21 protein-coding genes are annotated in these 20,142 nt (G+C 64.0%); 12 read left to right on the forward strand and 9 right to left on the reverse strand.

All coding sequences use genetic code 11. The annotated features are described in order from the left end of the window. Positions 1-94: 94 nt before the first annotated feature. Complete coding sequence (locus tag AC4ELH_RS22080) at positions 95-922, forward strand: hypothetical protein (RefSeq protein WP_498886651.1); 828 nt, start codon at positions 95-97, stop codon at positions 920-922. Between the two features lie 12 nt (positions 923-934). Here AC4ELH_RS22080 and AC4ELH_RS22085 read toward each other — a convergent pair whose 3' ends face one another. Next, positions 935-2,275: a phosphotransferase family protein gene (locus tag AC4ELH_RS22085; protein WP_498886653.1), complete on the reverse strand. Its 1,341-nt coding sequence runs from the start codon at positions 2,273-2,275 to the stop codon at positions 935-937. Positions 2,276-2,529: 254 nt separating this feature from the next. Between AC4ELH_RS22085 and AC4ELH_RS22090 the strand changes: the two genes are divergently transcribed. The 3 genes from AC4ELH_RS22090 to AC4ELH_RS22100 are packed head-to-tail and all read left to right on the forward strand — an operon-like array spanning position 2,530 to position 5,177. Then, positions 2,530-3,720, forward strand: coding sequence for a thiolase family protein (locus AC4ELH_RS22090; RefSeq protein ID WP_498886655.1), 1,191 nt, complete (start codon positions 2,530-2,532; stop codon positions 3,718-3,720). Position 3,721: 1 nt separating this feature from the next. Then, positions 3,722-4,150 carry a Zn-ribbon domain-containing OB-fold protein gene (locus AC4ELH_RS22095; RefSeq protein WP_498886657.1) on the forward strand — a complete coding sequence of 143 codons (429 nt, stop codon included), beginning with the start codon at positions 3,722-3,724 and terminating at the stop codon, positions 4,148-4,150. 10 nt (positions 4,151-4,160) lie between these two features. After that, on the forward strand, positions 4,161-5,177 hold the full coding sequence (locus AC4ELH_RS22100; RefSeq protein ID WP_498886659.1) for a DUF2889 domain-containing protein: 1,017 nt from the start codon (positions 4,161-4,163) through the stop codon (positions 5,175-5,177). A 45-nt stretch (positions 5,178-5,222) separates the two neighbouring features. Here AC4ELH_RS22100 and AC4ELH_RS22105 read toward each other — a convergent pair whose 3' ends face one another. Beyond that, entirely contained in the window at positions 5,223-6,266 is a 1,044-nt protein-coding gene (locus tag AC4ELH_RS22105; protein WP_498886661.1) for a 2Fe-2S iron-sulfur cluster-binding protein, read from the reverse strand. 48 nt (positions 6,267-6,314) lie between these two features. Further along, the gene (locus AC4ELH_RS22110; protein ID WP_498886892.1) at positions 6,315-7,322 is read right to left on the reverse strand and encodes an aromatic ring-hydroxylating oxygenase subunit alpha; all 1,008 of its coding nucleotides are present in this window, start codon (positions 7,320-7,322) and stop codon (positions 6,315-6,317) included. A gap of 200 nt (positions 7,323-7,522) precedes the next feature. On the opposite strand from AC4ELH_RS22110, the gene AC4ELH_RS22115 reads away from it, so the two are divergent. Next, on the forward strand, positions 7,523-8,152 hold the full coding sequence (locus AC4ELH_RS22115; protein WP_498886663.1) for a TetR/AcrR family transcriptional regulator: 630 nt from the start codon (positions 7,523-7,525) through the stop codon (positions 8,150-8,152). A gap of 4 nt (positions 8,153-8,156) precedes the next feature. On the opposite strand, the gene AC4ELH_RS22120 is transcribed toward AC4ELH_RS22115, so the two are convergent. Then, positions 8,157-8,972 (reverse strand): SDR family NAD(P)-dependent oxidoreductase, encoded by an 816-nt coding sequence (locus AC4ELH_RS22120; protein WP_498886666.1) that lies wholly within the window; start codon positions 8,970-8,972, stop codon positions 8,157-8,159. A gap of 144 nt (positions 8,973-9,116) precedes the next feature. On the opposite strand from AC4ELH_RS22120, the gene AC4ELH_RS22125 reads away from it, so the two are divergent. Further along, a complete protein-coding gene (locus AC4ELH_RS22125) occupies positions 9,117-10,238 on the forward strand; it encodes a Rieske 2Fe-2S domain-containing protein (protein ID WP_498886668.1) in 1,122 nt (373 codons plus the stop codon). Between the two features lie 57 nt (positions 10,239-10,295). Continuing rightward, positions 10,296-10,706, forward strand: a complete 411-nt coding sequence (locus tag AC4ELH_RS22130; RefSeq protein WP_498886670.1) for a nuclear transport factor 2 family protein — start codon at positions 10,296-10,298, stop codon at positions 10,704-10,706. A 43-nt stretch (positions 10,707-10,749) separates the two neighbouring features. Here AC4ELH_RS22130 and AC4ELH_RS22135 read toward each other — a convergent pair whose 3' ends face one another. Continuing rightward, positions 10,750-11,499 carry a spirocyclase AveC family protein gene (locus tag AC4ELH_RS22135; RefSeq protein ID WP_498886672.1) on the reverse strand — a complete coding sequence of 250 codons (750 nt, stop codon included), beginning with the start codon at positions 11,497-11,499 and terminating at the stop codon, positions 10,750-10,752. 79 nt (positions 11,500-11,578) lie between these two features. Between AC4ELH_RS22135 and AC4ELH_RS22140 the strand changes: the two genes are divergently transcribed. Further along, positions 11,579-12,229 (forward strand): TetR/AcrR family transcriptional regulator, encoded by a 651-nt coding sequence (locus AC4ELH_RS22140; RefSeq protein WP_498886674.1) that lies wholly within the window; start codon positions 11,579-11,581, stop codon positions 12,227-12,229. Positions 12,230-12,260: 31 nt separating this feature from the next. On the opposite strand, the gene AC4ELH_RS22145 is transcribed toward AC4ELH_RS22140, so the two are convergent. Together AC4ELH_RS22145 and AC4ELH_RS22150 are read right to left on the reverse strand one after the other, a co-directional pair. Continuing rightward, positions 12,261-12,812, reverse strand: coding sequence for a carboxymuconolactone decarboxylase family protein (locus AC4ELH_RS22145; RefSeq protein WP_498886676.1), 552 nt, complete (start codon positions 12,810-12,812; stop codon positions 12,261-12,263). 31 nt (positions 12,813-12,843) lie between these two features. Continuing rightward, positions 12,844-13,464, reverse strand: a complete 621-nt coding sequence (locus tag AC4ELH_RS22150; protein WP_498886678.1) for a TetR/AcrR family transcriptional regulator — start codon at positions 13,462-13,464, stop codon at positions 12,844-12,846. Between the two features lie 148 nt (positions 13,465-13,612). On the opposite strand from AC4ELH_RS22150, the gene AC4ELH_RS22155 reads away from it, so the two are divergent. Continuing rightward, the gene (locus AC4ELH_RS22155) at positions 13,613-14,854 is read left to right on the forward strand and encodes an amidohydrolase family protein (RefSeq protein ID WP_498886680.1); all 1,242 of its coding nucleotides are present in this window, start codon (positions 13,613-13,615) and stop codon (positions 14,852-14,854) included. Between the two features lie 70 nt (positions 14,855-14,924). Here the strand turns inward: AC4ELH_RS22155 and AC4ELH_RS22160 are convergent, their stop codons facing one another. Next, on the reverse strand, positions 14,925-15,227 hold the full coding sequence (locus tag AC4ELH_RS22160) for a hypothetical protein (protein WP_498886682.1): 303 nt from the start codon (positions 15,225-15,227) through the stop codon (positions 14,925-14,927). A 30-nt stretch (positions 15,228-15,257) separates the two neighbouring features. Next, a complete protein-coding gene (locus AC4ELH_RS22165; RefSeq protein WP_498886684.1) occupies positions 15,258-16,757 on the reverse strand; it encodes a class I adenylate-forming enzyme family protein in 1,500 nt (499 codons plus the stop codon). Between the two features lie 140 nt (positions 16,758-16,897). Here AC4ELH_RS22165 and AC4ELH_RS22170 point away from each other — a divergent pair, with 140 nt between their 5' ends. Genes AC4ELH_RS22170 through AC4ELH_RS22180 form a run of 3 tightly spaced genes read left to right on the forward strand, consistent with a single transcriptional unit; the run spans position 16,898 to position 20,142 of the window. Next, positions 16,898-18,052 carry a thiolase family protein gene (locus tag AC4ELH_RS22170; protein ID WP_498886686.1) on the forward strand — a complete coding sequence of 385 codons (1,155 nt, stop codon included), beginning with the start codon at positions 16,898-16,900 and terminating at the stop codon, positions 18,050-18,052. 21 nt (positions 18,053-18,073) lie between these two features. Continuing rightward, on the forward strand, positions 18,074-19,294 hold the full coding sequence (locus AC4ELH_RS22175) for a cytochrome P450 (protein ID WP_498886688.1): 1,221 nt from the start codon (positions 18,074-18,076) through the stop codon (positions 19,292-19,294). A gap of 2 nt (positions 19,295-19,296) precedes the next feature. Then, a complete protein-coding gene (locus AC4ELH_RS22180; protein ID WP_498886690.1) occupies positions 19,297-20,142 on the forward strand; it encodes an alpha/beta fold hydrolase in 846 nt (281 codons plus the stop codon).

The raw sequence follows: 20,142 nt of genomic DNA on the forward strand, positions 1-20,142 counted from the left end.
CACGATTGCTTACTGTGTTGGACATCCCACATTCTAACCCTTTGTGTTTGGCGTCACTGGTTTCGGTAGACGACAGACCAGCCAAGGAGCGCACATGGTGAACTTTCAAGATCTTCCAACGCGGGCGGATCTCATCCCGAAGGACCCGGCCCCCGAACTCATCAAGTCGATGACGTGGCAGGTCTCGATGTTGGCGGTAACGGTGCTGCTGGCAGCCGCGGTATTCGGCTACGCCATCAAAATGTGGCGAACGACCGGCCGGTCTGAAATGTTCTGGATGTCGCTCGGGGCTATGGCGGCAGTCTGCTATGAGCCGTTGGGCGATTTCATGGTCGACATCGTGTACCACCCGTCCGGCGCGTTGACGTCGCTCAGCGGATTCGGCGGCACCATTCCGCTGTGGACGATGTTCATGTACGTGGCCTTCTGGGCGCCTGGAATCCTCTATCTGACAAACCAACTCGAGACCGGCACCACCTTGAAGCGCTGGCTGCGTATGTTCGCCTTTGCCATCCCCGCGACCTTGCTGTTCGAGGTGCCGATGCTCGCCTTGGGGTTGTACAAGTACTACGGATCTCAGCAGCCCATTGCGGTCTTGGGTTACCCGTTGTGGATGGCGTTCTCCAACAGTGCCGTCATCTTCATCGTGTCGCTCCTGGTACACGCTGCCATGAAGACTGCACTGGTGCGTGAGAGTCCCGCCTACTTGGTCCTTCTGGTGCCGAGCATCATCATCGGCGTCGGCGTCGTCACCATCGTTCCGATCGGCCTGGGCATGAGTTCAACGACGTCGTTGCTCATCATCAACCTGTGCGCCGTGGCCTCGGCGGTCCTCTCTATCGTATTCGTCGTCGTTGGCTACAAAATGGTCATACCGACCGTCGACGCGGAGAGCGCGGAGGACGTCTCCAGCAGGGTGTAGTGCGAGTGCCAATTACGCCACGGGCTCGGGGAACGGCTGGCAGGTGTGATGCGCAACCATTGCCGACCCCAGCGGACCAAGGGTGCTCTTGTGGCGAATCTGACGACGGTAGAACAACTGGCATAGGTGTTCATCGTGCTGGCCTCCGTCCGCCAGGACGAACTGCTCCAGCGCGGCGTCACCGTCCTGCCAGGTCCGCGGCCGATGCCCCAGAAGTGGTGCGAGGTCATCCAGATCGGCGTCCGTGAGCTCTGCGCCAACCTCGTCTAGGCGCTGCACATAGCGGGCCAGCCGGAAGGCGACACGGAGTCGATACCGGATGAACTCGTCGTCGGTCGATACTCCCCGCAGCATGTGGATGAGCTGATCGTGCGCGGTTGCGGCTCGGGTTACTGTCGCGGCGGGGATCTCCGGAGATTCCAGCTGAATGCCCAGCCGCTCCCCTAGCGCCTCGATGGCGTGCAGGTTGGTCTCACTGCACCAGTGCAGGTTGGTCATGTAGTCCGACTCCGGTTCGGGATTGTTGAGCGAATTCCGGAACGCCAGTTCGTTGGTTAGCGTGAAGGCGATGTGGTGCAACTGGATTGCGTCCATATCGATGGGAAAACCACCCGCCCGCTCGTACTCCCGATAGAGCGCCTCGAAGTCGCCGAAATGGAGGACGGTGTCACGCATCCGGGGGGCAGCCAGGTCCATCATCGGATCACCGATGTGGCCGGCTTCCACGTCCAGGATGGCGACGAGGCGCCCGTCCTTCTGGTGCAGTTGGCCAGAGTCCCACACGATGGCCGACTCGCGGCCACGGGTGTCGACAGGATTGCGCTTGAGCCACCCGAGGACGAACTCGAGCAGCGGGTTGGGCGCGCTCTTTCCTGCTCGCCAAACCTTTTCGAACTGCCCGATACCGTAGCCGCCCGCCTCGGCAGGGATGGGAGCACGTTGGATGCCCGCTTCGAGGAACGGCTCGAGCGGCAGGCGATGCAACTTGGCCAGTTCGGCCATGTAGTCGCGCATCACCGCGTCGCGTTGCTCAGTGGTGAGGTCATCGAATCCGGGCCGCCCCTCGACACGGTCCATCACGTACGCCGGGAGTGCCTCGATCCAGCCGTATACCGTCGGGACCGGAACGCCCAACTCCCCCATGACCCGCTGCAGCGACATCTCATGGTGGAGCGGGAACTGCATGGGTATCCCGGCGCCTCTCTCCCCACGCACGATCAACGGCATAACAACGCCATCGCGCTCCGCATCGACCAGCCATGCCGAACGCCAACGCGCCTGTCGCGCAATGCCGACAACCCGCGCACCCATGTTGCGGGCGATCCACTCAGAAATCGTCGCCTCTTCGCTCACTCGACCAAATCCTTCTTTTCCACATCGCGTCGGCGTTGCGAACCCAACATTTTGCATGTTTTGTTGTCCATCCAACACGGTATGGATCGCTGTCGGAATGCGTCAAGCGAGTCAGCTTCGATCAACCTCGCCGCTGGGAGCCAAGGAACGCTCGATGTTGACAGTCATCCCGATATACCGATATTTATTTAACGGTATAGACTGGCCCCGCAGTAGGGTAATCAGCCCGCTCGACCGACCATCTTGGGAGACACATGGCCGCAACGAGGTCCCGGGCAGCGATCGTGGCCGCTGCCCGCACACCGATCGGTACAGCACGCAGAGGCACGCTCGCCAACATGCCCGCGATCGAACTCGCCAAACCAGTGGTGGCCGCCGTCGTCGAACGGTCCGGGTTGTACGCCGCGGATTTCGACGACCTGGTGCTTGCGGAGAGCCTGCAGGGCGGCGGCGACAGTGCCCGCTACATCGCAGTCGATCTCGGTCTGACCAACATCCCCGGACTTGCCGTGAACCGCCAGTGCGCATCCAGCCTGTCGGCGATCGCCGTTGGCGCGGGCCAGATCGCGTCGGGCATGAGCCAGGCCATCCTGGCCGGGGGCATGGAATCCTGTTCCACCACACCGCTGCTGCGAAAGCGCAAGCCGTTCACCACCGGCAAGGCCGCCGAGGACTACGAGGACCCATGGTTCCCGTTCTCCCACCCGCCCACCGAGGACGCCCCAGCCCTGGACATGTCGATCACCGTGGCGCACAACTGCGCGGTGCAGTACGGCATCACCCGCGAAGCGCAGGACGAGTGGGCCCTGCGCAGCCATCAGCGCGCGGTCAAAGCCATCGACTCCGGATCCTTCGTCGACGAGATTGTGCCGATCCAGGTGCCGCAGGCCGACGGAACCACCATCACCTTCGCCGAGGACGAGCATCCGCGCCGCGACAGCTCTCTGGAAACGCTTGCGGGGCTGAAGGTGCTGCATCCGGAGATCGAAGGCTTCACCGTGACCGCGGGAAATTCGTCGGGGATCAACGACGCAGCGGCGGTAGTCGCGCTCGCGTCACCCGATACGCAGCAAAAGGTCCTGGCCAACGTGTTGTCGTGGTCGGCGGTCGGAGTGGCCCCGAACCGCACCGGTAGCGGACCGATCACCGCAATCCCCAAGGCGCTGGAGCTGGCCGGCCGCAAGCTGGAGGATGTGGCACTGTTCGAGATCAATGAGGCGTTCGCCGCGCAGGCGGTGGCGTGCGCCCGCGAACTCGGGCTCGACGAGGAGATCGTCAACGTGTACGGCTCGGGCATCAGCCTGGGCCATCCGATCGCCACGACCGGTGCCCGGATGGTCACCTCGGCGATCTACGAATTACGCAGGCGCGGAGGCGGTCTCGGCGTGCTGTCCATGTGCGCGGGCGGCGGCATGGGCGCGGCGATGGTTATCGAGGTGGGATGAGATGAGCACACTGATCACTGAGGGATTGTTTCGGGTCGACGGCGACCGCGCGGTCTTGTTGGCCTCGCGCAGGCGTTCGACGGGCGTGGTGAAATTCCCCGCCGAGCGGCCCGAACTCTTCGACGGCGACCCCGAGATCCAAGACGATATCGACGCCATCGAGTTGTCCACCGAGGGAATCCTTTACACCTACACCACCCAGGAGTTCGTGCCACCGCTGCCGTACAAGGGCATTCGGGATCCGAAGGTGTTCAAGCCGTACGTGGTGGGCTTCGTCGAACTGGCCGAGGGCGTGCTGGTGGAGTCGCTCATCGTTGGTGCGGCCGCAGACCAGCTGCAGATCGGCCAACGGCTGGTGTCGACCACCACGACGTTGGAGACCGAAGACGGCAAGTCACTGGTGACGTTCGCGTTCCGTCCTGCCACGTAGGGTCCACGATGTGACGGAATTGGGCGTCCCATCGTTCGGGCTTCATCCCCTGCACGGCGTGCACGAACCCACGACCGGCAATCCGCCGCGGCGGCCCCGGTCCGGGCGCCGAACCACCTCGATCGACATGACGCGCGACGACGGCGCGCTCGATCCGGTGTACCTCAACGGCCGGGCGCGCGACCTGTGGACAGCAGCCGACGGCACGACAACCGAATGGGATACGGCCGCGCTGTCGGCCACCATCGAATTGGTGGCTCGGGTCGTCCGCCACGTCGAGGTCACGCCGCCCGTCGCCGCGGTCGCACATCTGTGCGGCGCACCGGCGATGCGTGGGTTCCGCGCCGCGGCCGACAAGGCCGCACCGTCGCTGCGGCAGGCCCGCGACTTGCGCTACACACTGCTCGACGACGTTCCCGTCGCGACGCTGATCTCCGGGCACGCCCTGTCGGCGTCCGGTCTGCTCGGTGATGTCGGAAAGTCTGGTTATCTGCCCGTTGCCGATCAATGTGCCGGCTTCGCCACCGGCGGACTACTGATGTCCTCGTTCGAGACCGGCGATCCGGCCGTGGTCACCGGACCGGAGGCACCCGACCTCGATGACGGCAACGACCCGGATGCCTGGCATCAGATGGCGTCGTTACCGGTGCACGGTATGCGCCGGCGGCGCCGGATCGATGTGTACGAGGAAACTCCAGGCCGAATCGGCATCGACGCCATGTTCCGCGATACCTACATGCGGGCCGACGGCGTGGAGACGATCATCCACGAGTACACCCTGGTTGCCACGGTGGACGCCGTCACCGGGGTGATCCTCGACTCCCATGCCACCCCGCGAGTGCTGCCGTGGCAGGAATGCCCCGGGGCGGTCACCAGCGCCGAGCAGATAACCGGAATGGTGTTGGGTGACTTACACTTCCGAGTCCGCCAGGAACTGTACGGGACCAGTACCTGCACACATCTCAACGATCTGCTGCGCAGCGTCGCCGACGCCGAGGCTCTGATCGAGCGAGCGATCAGAGGCTAGTAGCACGGCGGCTCCGCACACTGTGCGAATATTCGTTGGCGCTCATCAGAATTCGATCGTGATGTGCTCGGACGCCGGGCGCGCCTGGCACCCGAGCACGATGCCATCGGCGATGTCCTCGTCGTCGAGTGCGCCGTGGCTGTCCATCTCGACATTGCCGTCGATCAGGACACACTGGCAGGTTCCGCACTCGCCTTCACGGCACGAGTACGGCGCCTCGATGCCCCGATCGACAAGCAGGTCGATCAAAGTGTCCGTGTGCGTCCACGTCAGCGTGTGAGTGGCACCGTCGAGAGTCACGATCAGTTCCGCGGTCAGCTGCGCGGCGGCGGAGGACTCGGTGTCATCCTCAACTTCGACCGGCTTGTCGCTGAACGGATCCCCCGACAACGATACGAAGTTCTCGATGTGGATCTTGGCGCGCGGCATCCCGAACCCCTCGATCGCGCTCCGTGCGGACTTCATGAATGGCGTTGGACCACAAATGAATACCTCATAGTTGGCGTAAGGCGCGAGCAGCGTGCCCATGGTCGCCTCGCTCGGCAGTCCTTGTACCGCCTCCAGCCAGTGGACGATCGTCATCCGGTCGGGATACTGGGCGACGAGGTCGCGCAACTGTGCGGCGAAGATGACGGAGTCGGCGTCGCGGTTGGCGTAGAGGAGCACCACGCGCCCACATCCGTCCGCCAAGGTCGTCTTGGCGATCGACATCATCGGGGTGATACCGCTCCCGCCGGCCATCAGCAGCAGGTCCGCGTCCAGGTCGGCAGGGGTGAAGAGGCCGGCAGGTGGCAGACACTCGATCTCGTCGCCGGCACGGACGTTGTCGCACAGCCAATTCGAGGCGTAGCCGGAATCAGTCCGTTTGACGGTCACGGCCATACGTTTGTCGGTCACCGGTGAACTGCACAAGGAATAGCAGCGTGCAACACTTCCGGTCTGTTCGCTGGGCACGCGCAGGGTCAGAAACTGGCCCGGGCGGTACCCGTCGTCGCCGGTGGTGCCGGCCGGATCGAACACGATGGTGACGGCATCGGCAGTCTCGGGGACGACTTCGGATACGGTCAGGCTCCACGTCCTGGTGGACACCGGTGAATCCTCTCCGTGCGGTAACGAGGGTCAGTCGAATGCCGTTGGTCAGCGGGCACCGGATGGAATGGGATCGGCAGCGGCCGTGTCATTTTCGGGATAGAAGCTGCGTGCCCAATCGCGTAACTGGCGGAATCCGGCGGCTTCGGAAGCCGTCAGGCCCGGAGGATCCATGTAGCGCTGGCTGTCCCAGATCGCGATATCGTCCGGCAGCGCCGCCTGCGCCGCGTTCAGGCGTTCCTCGTAGTTGCCGCTCGCTTCGTCGATCCAGTAGGTGGAGAAGATGTCTGACGTCTCGTCGTCGACCGGTGTGGCGCAGATGGCGATGACCCGGTACCCGTCCCGGGTGTGCTCGCCGTTGAACGCAATCCCGAGGCCGGACCAGTAGATCTCCAGAGTGTTTGTTGTCTCCCCTGGTATGTCGACGCCTTCACTCCACCGTCGACCGAAACCTACCTTGGCCGACCAGGTGGACTCATCGCTGTATTCACGGAGCACCGTTGGGCTGACCGGGGTGTGATGGACGAATCGGAAATGATGGGGGTCGACAGCGTTTTCGGCGATGACCTGCGGGTGCACGTGAATCCCCTGGAACTTGATCCGCGCTTCCGGCCCAACCGGGAGGTACTCCCGATCACGGATGTGATCCCCGAGTACCTGTAGCCCGTCGGGCGCCTCCCAGGTCGGTGCGCGCCCTGCGGCGTCGTGCCAGATGTAGATGGATTCGTTGAGTTCGGCGACCGGCCAGGACCGCACTTTGCGCCCACGGTTGGGACGGTTTTCGTAAGGGATCCGCACGTTGCGGCCTTGGCCGTTCCACACCCAACCATGGAACGGGCACTGGATACCGTCCTCGACGACGCAGCCACCTTTGGACAGGTTGGCCCCAAGGTGTTGGCAGTGTGCGTCCAGCACATGCACCGCGCCCTCCCGGTCACGGAAGGCGACGAGGTCGACACCGAAATAATGCAAACCGATCACATCGCCCACGGCGATGTCAGCGCTCCAGCCGACCTGGAACCATCCGGTCGGCTGCATGCTGGGCAGACCCTTCATGTTGACTCCTTCGATGTCGGCACACATCACCGCGGCGGTCATTTGCACCCGCCTGGATGGACTGTCGGCAGGTGCCTGTATCTAGATGTCGCGCCTTCGGTCAGCACGCGAAGTTATGATCTTCATGCTATCGGGAATGGCGTTCCCACACAACACCGGTGCTATTTTGGGAATTGGATTCCCAAGAATGGAGTGCGCGTATGAGTAACCAGTCCGAGCGCGACGCTATCGTGCGTGCTGCATACCGGTTGATCAGCAGCGGCACTACCTCGACCACAGCCGGCACATCGATCGAGAAGATCCTGCGGGCGGCGGGTGTGAACCGGCGGATCTTCTACCGGCACTTCGCCTCGAAGGACCACCTGATCATCGCGATGCAGGAGTGGGCGGGCGAGTTGATCCTGGCCGACTTGCACAAGGCCGTCGCCGCCGCCGCGACGCCATCGGCGGCCGTGGCCGCGTGGATCGAGGACTACCTGAGCATCGGCTGGCGGGAAACCAGGTTCCGCGACGCAATGGCGTTCATGTCTTCCGAAGTTGCCGGCGTGCCAGGCATCGGGGTAGGTCTCGAAGCCACCTACGCCCGCCACCGCGAGGTGCTCACCGCCGCACTGGCCGCGGGACTGGCCGACGGCACCCTGCCCAACGCCCGCCCCGAACTCGATGCGTTCGCCATCCATGCAATCGCCGTACGCCACGTCGAGGCGCGCATCCGCGGTCGCGTGCACACCGATTTCACCGAGGTTCGCGATCAGGTGGTCGGGCTGGTGTTGACCGGGCTCTCCGCACCCGCCGTGCACGTCGACCCAGCCGGTATCGCCGCCCGGTGAAGCCCTACCGAAAGTCTGAGCCACCATCGACGTTGAGATCGGCGCCGGTGGTGTAGGTGTTGCGGCGCGACCCGAGCATGGTGATCATCGGGGCGATCTCCTCGGGCAACCCGGCCCGACCCAGCTGGCCCAACGCGTCGCCGAACATGTCTTCCAAGACCGTGGCGACGTCGACAGGATCGTCAGAATCGAGGCCCCGGCTGGCGATCTCGTCGGCAACGTAATCGCGGATCTGAGCGGTCACGAAGCTGCCGGGTGAGACCGTATTGACGAGGATGCCTTCCTTCGCCAATGTCTGCGACAGGTTCTTGGTCAGGCTCGTCAGCGCGGCCTTGCCCGAGGTATATGCGATCAGGCGCGGCGACTGCCGCTGCACCGAATGCGCCGACACGTTGACGATGCGTGCCCAATCCGCTTTACGCAGGAGCGGTAACGCAGCCCTACAGGTGCGCACCGCGCCCATCGCCATCAGGTCGAACGCCTCATCCCACTTCGCATCATCGAGCGCATCGAACTCGCCGACTATCGTGGCGCCGGCGCCGGCGGTGTTCACCAATACGTTGAGCTGTCCCCATCGAGCCGCAAGTTCGTCGAATGCGGCACTCACACTGCCCGGCTCGGACAGGTCGGTGGCGATCCCCACCGCGTCTGGGCTGCCCGCGTCGGTCAGTGCCGCGGCAGTGGCATCGAGAGCGCTTCGCGTGCGCGCCAGCACGGCCACTCGTGCGCCTTCGCGCGCATAGCATTCCGCGGTCGCGCGGCCCATCCCGGCCGTTCCGCCGGTGACCACAACGTATGAGTCCTGCAGTCCGAGATCCATGCTCGTTCTCCTCGTCGCACCTTCATCGACCTGCCCACTTGCGCCCGGGCTGGTTATCCGGCGCGGCAGGCGTTATCCTCGGACCATAGTGGGAATGGCGTTCCCGCACAATATCCGCCACACCGGGAATACCATTCCCTGAAGGTGCGGTCCGGCAACCGCTCGACGGTCATGCTGCGCTCGGTCTGCATCGATGCCGACCAACTCGATGAGGAGACGCAGATGTATTCGCTCGACGGTCGCGCCCAGACTTTTCAGGAACGCGGGTTCCCCCACGAGGCATACCCCACCGGGTGGTTCCAGGTGGGGTGGTCGGCCGAATATCGCCCCGGCTTGGTGGTGGCCGAGAAATACTTCGGACAAGACCTGGTTCTGTACCGCACCGATCCCGATGACCGGAACCCGTGGGGCCGCGTCGTCGCGCTGGACGCGTACTGCCCACACATGGGCGCCCATCTGGCGCACGGCGGTTCAGTCGAAGGCAATTGCATACGCTGTCCCTACCACGGCTGGTTGTGGGATGCCGATGGCCGCAATGCCGACATTCCTTACGGAGACCGTCAATCGATCAACGCCCGCGCCCGCAGCTGGCCAGTGTACGAAGTCAGCGGTGTTGTCTATGTGTGGCACGCCGCGGACGGCTCGGCGCCCAGCTGGGATCCGCCGCGCCTACCCGAGGCCGAAACCGACGACTTCTACCCGCCTCACCCATGGGCTACCCATCGGGAGCCGATGCGAATGCACCCGCAGTTCGCCGCCGAGAACTTCCCCGACCTCGCACACATGCGTTACGTTCATCGCTGGGAAGAGATCCCCGACATCGCGCTGTGGCAGGAAGACGGACCCGTCCTGCGAGTCGACTACGACGGCGTGATCTCCACCCCCAAAGGCTCGGTTCGCGTGGCCACCGAAAACACCGCCTACGGCGTCGGACTCAACATCAACCGGGTGGTGGACGGATTCCGGTCGACCACGTTGGGAGCCTTCACGCCTATCGACCAGACATGCAGTGAAGGCTTCATCACCGTCTGGGTGGCCAAACGCGAGCGTGGCTCTTCGGAACCCGACGGTCTTGCCCTCGGTATCGCCGCGGCCAACACCCGAGAATTGTTCGGGCCGACGGCCGATCGACGGGTATGGGAGAACCAGCGTTACCGCGAGCATCCGCCGGCAGTCGGGTACGAGGCGAAGTACACCCGCGCCTTCCGCGCCTGGTCACGTCAGTTCTATCCGGACACGGCCACTGCCGCCGCAAGTACTCGTTGACCAAATTTGTTCACTCACCATGACTTGGCACGCCCCCCTCGAAAGGTAGGTACATCGATGGCCGTCACGGGCACGGGCACGGAACTCGAGCATTTCATCCGGCGCTGGTACGAACTGTGGAACGAACAGGACAAGCAAGGCTGGCTACAGCATTGGCAGGACGTCGCACCGGGTGAACCGACTCTTGAGGATCCCGTCGGCACACCCGTCAAACGTGGCTGGGATCTGGCCGCGGAATTGTGGGATCGCACCGGACCAAATCATCCCGCCGTACGTATCGAACAGATCATCCTGGGCGGATCAGAAGCAGTTGTGGTGTGCCACAACGAGGGCACCTACCGCGGCGAGCCACTCATCATCCCCAGCGTCGACGTGTGGCGCCTCAATCCCGACGGCAGCAGCGCCGTGCGCAGCTTCTGGGAAATACCCGACCACATCCCGCACGGGAAATGGACCGCGCACAGGTAGCGCTCCAACCGCCTGACCGCCGCGGTCGGGCGTACCGATCCCGCTATGGCACCAGCGCGTTGTCTCGCAGGAAGGCAAGCCGAATGACCACCGTGGGCACGATGAAGATCATGTAGCAGAGGTTCATCGTGACGATCCATGTCACGATGCGGCCGATCGCCCGGGGCGTGCCCTGCAGGCGGTCCACTCGCGTCCAGGATTCGACCAGCGGGGTGCCCTGTGGCGTTTTGGCGGCAATGACCAGCAGAGTGACCGTCATCATCGCGGAGAACGTCAGCACGGGATACAGCAATGGGAAGTTGCCACGCGCACTTTCCATGGCTGGTCCGTAGAAGTCCACATAGCTCCAGATGCCCATGATGGACGCTCCGCCCTCGATGAGGGTGTCCCAGATGTAGAAGATGGGCCAACTGACGGCGACGATGATGATCCACAACTTAGCATCGGGGAAGAAGCGGGCGTGCACCTTCTGACACACCCAGAGGACAGGGAAGTACACCAGCGCGTAGAACCACCCATAAGCGGGGATGACGGCCCACGGCTTGTTGGGGCTGGTCATCGGCCAGTCGTAGCCGGGGATCAAAGCGAGATGCGGATTGTAGAGCACGTAAGCACCCCAGTCTCCGTACCACTCCTGCCACCACATCGTAGTTCCGCCGATGAACACCAGCGTCGGCAGCGTCAGCTCTTTGCGTTTGATGCACGTGTAGGCGAAGAACACCGCCAAGACCACCCAGATCAAGGGCCCGACAACTTCGAACAGCCATCCCAGGACAGGTGGGCTTTGATCCACGACGGACCCGCTTCCTTTGGCTACAAAAATTATTTTTTGTCGTTTGGCTACAAATTAGAGAAGTTGTAGGCTGGCGTCAATGGCGAGTGCGAAAACGGACCACGGCCGGCGGAGCACGCACTGGGGTACCGACGTGCCCGGCAGTGACGACGAAGCCCGAGGACGGTTGCTCGACGCCGCGGACCAGTGCTACGCCCGACGAGGTGTTGCAGGCACTCGCATCGACCACATTGCCCAGGTGGCCGGCGTGCACCGGACTACCGTCTACTCCTACTTCCCGTCCAAAGGTGCGTTGATATCAGCGTCCTTCGTGCGCTCGGCCCGGGCGATCTTGGATGCTGCGAAAGCTCACTTCCTCACCGACGAGCCATTCATCGAACAGCTGATCGCCGCGACGCTGGAAAGCCTTGCGGCTACGCGGAACTCACCAGCGATGGCGCTACTGCTGAGCACCGGTGAAGCTGCCGGCCTGACGGTTCACGCGGCGACGGCGTCGCAGGAGTGGCACGCGCTGGCCCGGGAAACACTGGGACCATGGTTGACGCGGGCCGCAGCCGACGGGTACGTCCGCGACGACGTCCCCGTCGAGGCCATCTTGCGATGGATCTGGCGGATAAGCCTCAGCCTGGCCACCGAACCCGGGGAACCCGAAGACGGCGGCGACGAAGGCGTGCTGCGTAACTTTCTGGTCGCATCCGTAGCCGCACGGTCATCAACACCACCGAAATGACAGTCACAGCAGCACATCCGGGGACGCAACTTCACCAGGGGCTGACTGTCCCGGGCTCGGCATAACGCGGCTCAACGCGGTCGGTAACTTTCCACGTCGCCGCGAGACGTCCCATCCCGACATTGAGCGCGGCAGCAGTACCCAGTTCCACGAGTTCGGATTCAGTGAAGTGCTTACGCAATTCGTTGTAGAGGTCGTCGTCGATCGCGAGGTGGTCGGTCGCGAGCAACTCGGCGAACCGCAACGCGACCTTTTCGGCGTCGGTCAGGTCGTCGGCCTCCGCCGGGTGTTCCAGCGAACACACCGCCCTCTCGTCGACCTCATCGCCGCTGTAGCGCAACGCCATGCACGAGCGGCATTGGTTGAAGAACGCGATACGCAGCCGGACCAGTTCGATCAGCCTCGCAGATAGCGTTCCCTCGTTCGCCAGCACGGCCTTGGTCTTGTAGAAGGCCTTTGCCGTGGCAGGCAGATACGCGTGGATCCCCAGCACGTCACGCTCCACGTCGCTGAGCGGAGTGCGCTTGAAGCCACCCATATCGTCAGGCCACTGCTCGACCGGGATCGGCGAGATGCGTGCCATGGCTACTCCTTCAATCGTGTTGCCGCAGCGCTCAACCCGGCTGTGGCGCCGACCGGGGGGCCATCGGGACGATCATCTCGGCGACCACCGCGATCATCTCGTTACGGTCGACGGCGACCGTCTGCCGGTGCACGGTGTGCCAGGCCCGGTCCAACAACCCCATCACCGCGACACCGATGACGTCCGGCGAGTGCGCGCCGTCGCCGGCGATGGCCTGGCCCAACTTCCACGACGCGCGAGACACCATGCGGTTACGGGAATTTCGGAACGCGTCGTCGTCGGGCGCCGATTGCGTCGAAGCCAGCACGAACGCACCGTGGTGGTCCATGTAATCGAAGTAGTGGCCGACCCAGGTCCTGATATCAGTCGCATCGAACGAGTGATCGGCCTCAGCCCACTCGGCGATGACCGCAAGGACCTCGTGGTACGCGGTCTTGCCCAGGATGTTGAAGATCTCCCGCTTGTCCTTGAAATACGTGTAGAAGCCCGCCCGCGAAATGCCACAGGCCTCGGTGATCGCGTTGATCGGGGTGCCGGCATAGCCGCGCTCCAGAAACAGCCGGCGACTGGCCTCCAGGATCGCTGACCGCGTGCGTTCACCACGACTGCCGTCCAACTGCGCACCGGTTGCAGCACCTGAGGTCACCGTCATGCGGCGACGATATATGACGGTACTGTCAAGTGCAATAAGCGCAGTTGCCCGACGTTTATATCAATTTCGCGGGCTCTACTTGACAGTAGTGTCAAGTCTGCGCAATGCTATTTCCAAGCCCACGTTTGACTCAAGGGAGAGAACCGCGATGACACAGCCAACTGAACAGTTCACAGATGCGCCGATCTTTGATGCCGATCAGCACATGTACGAGACCCCGGATGCGCTGCTCAAGTTCCTGCCGGACAAGTACAAGTCGAAGGTGCAGTTCGTGCAGATGGGCAGGCACACCCGGATCGCGATCCTGAACAAGATCACCGACTACATGCCCAACCCGACGTTCGACCGGGTCGCCGCTCCCGGCGCACACGAGAAGTTCTATTCGGGCCAGAACCCCGAGGGTTTGACCATGCGCGAAATGTCCGGCCGTGGCATCGACACGCCTCCCGGTGCGCGTAATCCCGAAGACCGCATCGCCGAACTGAACGGTCAAGGCGTCGAAGCGTGCCTGAACTACCCCACGCTGGCCAACCTGGTCGAGCACTCGTCAGCCGAAGATCCCGAACTGACCGCGGCGATCATCCACGCGCTCAACCAGTGGATGCTCGAGCATTGGGGATTCACCCACGCCGATCGGATCTACTCCACGCCGGTCATCAACCTGGGCATCGTCGACGAGGGCCGTCGGGAACTCGAATACATCCTGGACAACGGCGCCAAGGTGGCGCTGATCAAGCCTGCCCCGGTCAAGGGCTACAAGGGCTGGCGCTCCCCCGCCCTTCCCGAGTTCGACCCGTTCTGGAAGGACGTCGAGGACGCCGGTTTGCCGATCGTGTTCCACGCCAGCCAGCCCCCACTGCAGGAGTACATCGAGAAGTGGGAGCCCGCTGACACCAGCAACGCCTTCGAGATGTCGGCGTTCAAGTGGACGGCGTTGGGCCACCGCGAGATCGCCGACATGCTGACCAGCATGATCTGCCACGGCACCCTGACTCGGTTCCCGAAGCTGCGGATCGCCAGCGTCGAGAACGGAAGCGCCTGGATCCAACCGCTTTTCGATGATCTGGCTTCGACCTATGGCAAGATGCCGCAGAACTTCCCCGAGCACCCACACGAGGTTTTCCGCCGCAATATCTGGGTCAGCCCGTTCTGGGAAGGCTCGGTGGCCGATGTCGTCAAAACCGTCGGGTGGGACAAGGTGCTGTTCGGTTCGGACTGGCCGCATCCCGAAGGCCTGGCGACCCCGAAGGGCTACTTCAAGTACGCCGAGGGCATGGACGTACGGCGCACCTATGACTTCATGGGTGACAACGCGCGGCGATTCATGGGCCTGCCGATCGCCAACCCCGACCCGGAAGCCGTCAAGCCGCCGGTGTTGGCCAACGCCTGAGCATCAAAAAGGGGCGCCCAGGGCTTATGCCCGGGCGCCCCTTTTGAGCTGTCAGTCGCTGACTGAGCTGTCAGTCGCTGGCGGGCAGCGGCTTGGCTTCCTTGAGCGTCAGCACGGTCGTGCCGACGGTGAGGGTCCCCGCGCCGGCCTTGGTGACCAGCACTTCGGCGTCGCCCTCGTCGACATAGCGCTTACCCATCGCATTGCCGTCGGCAAAAGCCGGATCGGGCGAGACACCGGCCGGTCGATCAGCGCCGACCGGGATCATGGGCTGACCGCCGCAGCGCAGATCATCGAGACTCTCCGCCGCTTTGACGACAATCACCTGGGTATCACACACCTGGCTCTGCAACCGGGTGCCGTTCTTGACCATGCTGTGCTCCTTGTTCTTTCGGTGGAATTCTCATTGCTCGGCGGAGGCGAGCTTCAGCTCGTCGAGGATTTCACGGCGGAGTACCTTGCCGGTGGGCGTGGTGGGCAGCTCGTCGCGGAACTCGATACGGTCCGGCGTCCGCGAACCTCGCAGCGCGGTGCGGACGAATTCCTGCAGTTTCTCGGGTTCCGGATCCCGGCCGGCCTCACGCACGATGACCGCGACGATGATCTGACCCCATTCCGCATCCTCGAGACCGACGACCGCGACCTCGCGGACGTCGGGATGCTCTACGAGCACGTCCTCGATCTCCGAGGGGGCGATGTTCTCGCCGCCGCGGATGATGGTGTCGTCGGACCGGCCGCCGACGAACAGGTAGCCCTCGTCATCGAGCATCGCGATGTCCTTGGTCGGGAACCACCCCTCAGCGTCGAGCACCGAGCCGATCTCGGCATACCGGCCGGATACCTGCGGGCCGCGCACGAACAGCTCGCCGGTTGCACCTGGGCCGAGCACAGTGCCGTCCTCCGCCCGGATCTGCACCTCGATGTCGGGGACCGGACGTCCGACCGAGCTCAGCCGCCGGGCCACGACCTCATCGTCGGCGCCGTGAGCCTGCCGGTGGTCGTCCGGGGTCAACACCGCAATGGTCGAACTGGTCTCGGTCAGCCCGTACGCGTTGACGAAACCCACCTGCGGGAGCAGGTCAAGTGCTTTGCGGACCAGCGGCTGTGCCACCTTCGATCCACCGTAGGCCAGGCTGCGCAGCGTAGGCAGTTCGGTCGCTTCCTGCTCCAATACCGATACGATGCGGTCCAGCATGGTCGGCACCACCGTCGCGGTGGTGACCCGCTCGTCGGCCACGAGCCGCACCCATTCACGCGGATCGAATCGGCGCAGGTACACGACTTTGCGACCGGCGTAGAGGTTCGACAGCGCGGCCATGACCCCGGCGATGTGATACGGCGGCACACATACCAGCGCCACATCCGTCGGGTCGGCGGAGCCGAACTCGACGGTTCCGGTGATGTAGCTGGTGAGATTGTTATGCGTGAGCTCAACGGCTTTGGGTCGCGACGTGGTGCCCGAGGTGAACAACACGACCGCCACGTCATCAGGATCGGCGAACTCCGACGCGGGTTCGGCGGATCGCGCGGCAGCAAGGAATTCGCCGGAACTCAGGACACGTGCCCCCGTGTCGGCGACCATATGGCGATAGTCGTCATCGACCACGATCAACGGCGCAGCCAGTCGGTCGACGAGCTGTCCCAGCCCCTCTGCGCTCAGCCGGTAATTCAGCGGGGTGAACGCGACGTTGGCGCGTGCTGAAGAAAACATCAGCAGCGGCAGCATCGCTCCTCCGGTGCCCACATAGGCGACGTGCGATGCCCCCGACCCGGCCACAACGCCCGCGCCGCCGTCGGCAAGTTCGCTGAGCCCGGCTGCGGTCAGCCGAAAATCACCGTCTACGAGGACAACCCGGCCCGGATCGCCCGAAACAGCCATCTCAAGTAGCAACGAGATACTCAACGTCCTCCGCTTTCACGCGCAATATCGCCAACGAGTCCATCGCCATCTGGCGTTGACACGATTCTAGACTCGAGACCCTAGAATCCGCTATATAGTTATAGAGTTAGCGTACTCAAGTCAAAGCAGACCCCAGGAGCACAATGAGCAGCACGCCCGATATCGCCATCATCGGCGTCGGACTTCATCCGTTCGGACGGTACGAGGACCGCTCTGCGCTGGAGATGGGCGCCGTGGCCATCAGCAGGGCGCTACGCGACGCCGGAGTGGCGTGGTCAGACGTCGGCAGTCTGTACGCAGGCAGCCTCGAAGTGTCCAACCCGGAGGCGGTGACCGGGTTGGCCGGTATGACCGGCATTCCGGCGCGCGCGACGCTGAGCGGCTGCGCTACCGGCAACTCGCTGCTGACCCTCGCTGCGCGCGACGTCCAACTCGGCGAGGCAGACATCGCCGTCGGCGTCGGACTGGACAAGCACCCGCGCGGCGCCTTCGGTGCCGACCCGTCGGTATCGGGGCTGCCCCGGTGGTACGGCGAGCAGGGCATGTTCCTGACCACCCATTACTTCGGCACCAAGATCATGCGCTACATGCACGACCACGGTATCTCCGAGCAGACGCTCGCTCGCGTCGCGGCCAAGAACTTCGACAACGGCGCGTTGGCGCCGCACGCGTGGCGGCGCAAGCCGATGAGCATCGAGGCGATCCTCGATTCACCGGTCGTGAACGCGCCGCTGCGCCAGTACATGTACTGCAACCCGAACGAGGGCGCCGCGGCGGTGGTCGTGTGCCGTGCGGATAAGGCCAAGCAGTACACCGACACTCCCATCTATCTGCGTTCGACGGCGCTGCGCAGCCGGCGCGAGGGTGCCTACGAGCTGTTGCGGACCTCCATCGAGCTGCCCATCGTGCCAGGCACCACCGCTGAGGCGGCCGCGGCCGCATACGAACTCGCGGGCATCGGCCCCGAGGATGTCGACGTCGCGCAACTGCAGGACACCGATTCCGGCTCGGAGATCATTCACATGGCCGAGACCGGCCTGTGCAAGGACGGCGAGCAGGAGTCGCTACTGGCCGACGGCGCTACCAAGATCGGCGGCCGACTGCCCATCAACACCGACGGTGGTCTGCTCGCCAACGGCGAGCCCGTCGGGGCATCCGGTCTGCGCCAGGTCTATGAGCTGGTGCAGCAACTACGTGGTACTGCCGGGGAACGTCAGGTGCCCAACGACCCGCGGGTCGGACTGGCCCAACTGTACGGCGCCCCGGGAACCGCCGCGGTCGCGATTCTTTCAAGGTAGTCGAATGAAGGGACAGCCCCAATGACCGAAACCCGGGCCGAAGCACGCCAACGCGCCGAGGTCGATCTCGATCACCACTCACCTGAGTTCCGTGAGGATCCCTACGGCACGTTCCGGAAGATGCGCGAATCCGGCTGTCCGGTCGCGCATTCGGATCATCACGGAGGCTTCTGGGCGCTGGCCGACTACGCTTCCGTGTTCGAGGCCGCCCGCGACGACGAACTCTTCAACTCCTACCCGTCGGTCGGTGTGCCGGCAAGTGGCATGCCGTTCCCGATTCTGCCCATCGAATCCGACCCTCCGCAGACCCTCGAGCTGCGTCAGGTCACGCTGCGCCAGTTCTCGCCCGGGTCAGCCGACAGGGCCAGGGCGATGGCCGCCGAGATGACCAACGCCGCGATCGACGAGTTCATCGAGCGCGGCGAATGCGATCTCGTCGGTGAGTTGACGACGCCGTTGCCGGCCCGCCTGATCCTTCGCTTGCTGAAGTGGGACGAGTCGCGGTACCTGGACTGGGTCAACTGGGTGCACACCACCGTGCACGATCGCGCCCATGACCCCGAAGGGGCCGCGACGGCAGGCATGGAACTGTTCGGCGAGATCACCAAGCAAATAGAGCAGCGACGAGCCGAGGGCCTCGGCGACGACCTCTTCAGCGATATCCTGCGGGGCACGTTGGACGGACAGCCACTCGACGACATCCAGATCACCATGTACGGGTTCTTGATGATGCTCGGCGGCACGGACACCACGAGTGGGTTCACCGGTAACGTGCTGCTGCGCCTGTGCCAGGACCCCGAATTGCGTAACCGACTGATCGCCGATCCGAGCCAGATCGTGAAGGGCACCGACGAACTGCTGCGGATGTTCACACCGACCCTCGGTCTGGCCCGCACGGTCTCACGCGACGCCGAGTTCCACGGTCAGCCGATGTGCAACGGCGACCGGGCGATCTTGCTGTGGGCGGCGGCCAACCGTGACCCCGCGATGTTCGAGAATCCCGACGAGCTGGATCTCGAACGCGCGAATGCCAAGAAGCAGATGGCATTCGGCGTCGGCATGCACCGCTGTCTTGGATCGCATTACGCCAAGATGATGTTCCAGGTCATGCTCACCGCAATCTTGGAGCGGCTGCCCGACTTCGAACTCGACGGCGACTACGAGCGGTTCGAAGATGCCGGTGAGGTCCATGCTGTGCGCAAGCTGCCGGTCAAGTTCACTCCCGGCACACGGTTGAGCTGACATTGACAAACACGGCGTTCACGCTGCAGGTGGACAGAGCGGCAATCGAGTACACAGAGTGCGGCACCGGGTCGCCAGTGGTGTTCGTACACGGCGCCTATGTGACCGGGGCACTGTGGGACGACGTTGCGCACCGACTCTCCGACACGCATCGGTGCATCGTCCCCACTTGGCCGTTCGGCGCACAGCGCAAACCTGTCGCTGAACCGGCCGACCTCTCCGTGGCGGCCGCCGGACGACGCATCCTGGGCCTGCTCGAGGCACTGGACCTGTCAGACGTGACGCTGGTGGCCAACGACACCGGCGGTGGGATCGTGCTGGCGGCGCTGGCCGATCCGAGGCTGGACTGGAGTCGTGTCTCGCGGCTGGTGTTCACGAATTGCGATAGCTACGAACACTTCCCGCCTCGCAGCTTTGCCCCAATAGTGCGCCTGTGCCGACTCAACCGCTTCGTCGGCGCCGCATTGCTGCGGTTGTTGACCACGCCGCCGGGGCTGAAGGTGTTCATCGGTGCGGTTACCCGAGACGGTATCGACACCGAACGCCGCCCTGCGGTTTTCGGCGGCTTCCTGTCATCTGCGGCGGTCCGCCGTCAGGCACTGCGCTTCACCGCCGGCCTTCAGCCGCGTCACACCATGGCCGCCGCGGATGCCGTCGAAGCGTGGACCAAACCGGTTCTCCTCGCGTGGGGCGAGGCCGACGAGATGTTTCCGCTGTCCCACGCCCGGCGCCTCGCCGATGCCTTCCCGAACTCGACACTCGAGCCGATCGCCGGTGCATCCACATATGTGATGTCGGACCGGCCCGAGCAGACGGCGTCCGCGATCCGCCAGTTCCTGGACGGCTGA

Source organism: Mycobacterium shunyiense (genome assembly GCF_058270075.1).

Coding starts and splice junctions, on each gene's coding strand:
- AC4ELH_RS22095 (WP_498886657.1), top strand. CDS start 3,722: ATGAGCACACTGATCACTGAGGGATTGTTTCGGGTCGACGGCGACCGC.
- AC4ELH_RS22140 (WP_498886674.1), top strand. CDS start 11,579: ATGGCGAGTGCGAAAACGGACCACGGCCGGCGGAGCACGCACTGGGGT.
- AC4ELH_RS22115 (WP_498886663.1), top strand. CDS start 7,523: ATGAGTAACCAGTCCGAGCGCGACGCTATCGTGCGTGCTGCATACCGG.
- AC4ELH_RS22120 (WP_498886666.1), bottom strand. CDS start 8,972: ATGGATCTCGGACTGCAGGACTCATACGTTGTGGTCACCGGCGGAACG.
- AC4ELH_RS22160 (WP_498886682.1), bottom strand. CDS start 15,227: ATGGTCAAGAACGGCACCCGGTTGCAGAGCCAGGTGTGTGATACCCAG.
- AC4ELH_RS22130 (WP_498886670.1), top strand. CDS start 10,296: ATGGCCGTCACGGGCACGGGCACGGAACTCGAGCATTTCATCCGGCGC.
- AC4ELH_RS22175 (WP_498886688.1), top strand. CDS start 18,074: ATGACCGAAACCCGGGCCGAAGCACGCCAACGCGCCGAGGTCGATCTC.
- AC4ELH_RS22155 (WP_498886680.1), top strand. CDS start 13,613: ATGACACAGCCAACTGAACAGTTCACAGATGCGCCGATCTTTGATGCC.
- AC4ELH_RS22170 (WP_498886686.1), top strand. CDS start 16,898: ATGAGCAGCACGCCCGATATCGCCATCATCGGCGTCGGACTTCATCCG.
- AC4ELH_RS22150 (WP_498886678.1), bottom strand. CDS start 13,464: ATGACGGTGACCTCAGGTGCTGCAACCGGTGCGCAGTTGGACGGCAGT.
- AC4ELH_RS22080 (WP_498886651.1), top strand. CDS start 95: ATGGTGAACTTTCAAGATCTTCCAACGCGGGCGGATCTCATCCCGAAG.
- AC4ELH_RS22110 (WP_498886892.1), bottom strand. CDS start 7,322: ATGAAGGGTCTGCCCAGCATGCAGCCGACCGGATGGTTCCAGGTCGGC.
- AC4ELH_RS22090 (WP_498886655.1), top strand. CDS start 2,530: ATGGCCGCAACGAGGTCCCGGGCAGCGATCGTGGCCGCTGCCCGCACA.
- AC4ELH_RS22145 (WP_498886676.1), bottom strand. CDS start 12,812: ATGGCACGCATCTCGCCGATCCCGGTCGAGCAGTGGCCTGACGATATG.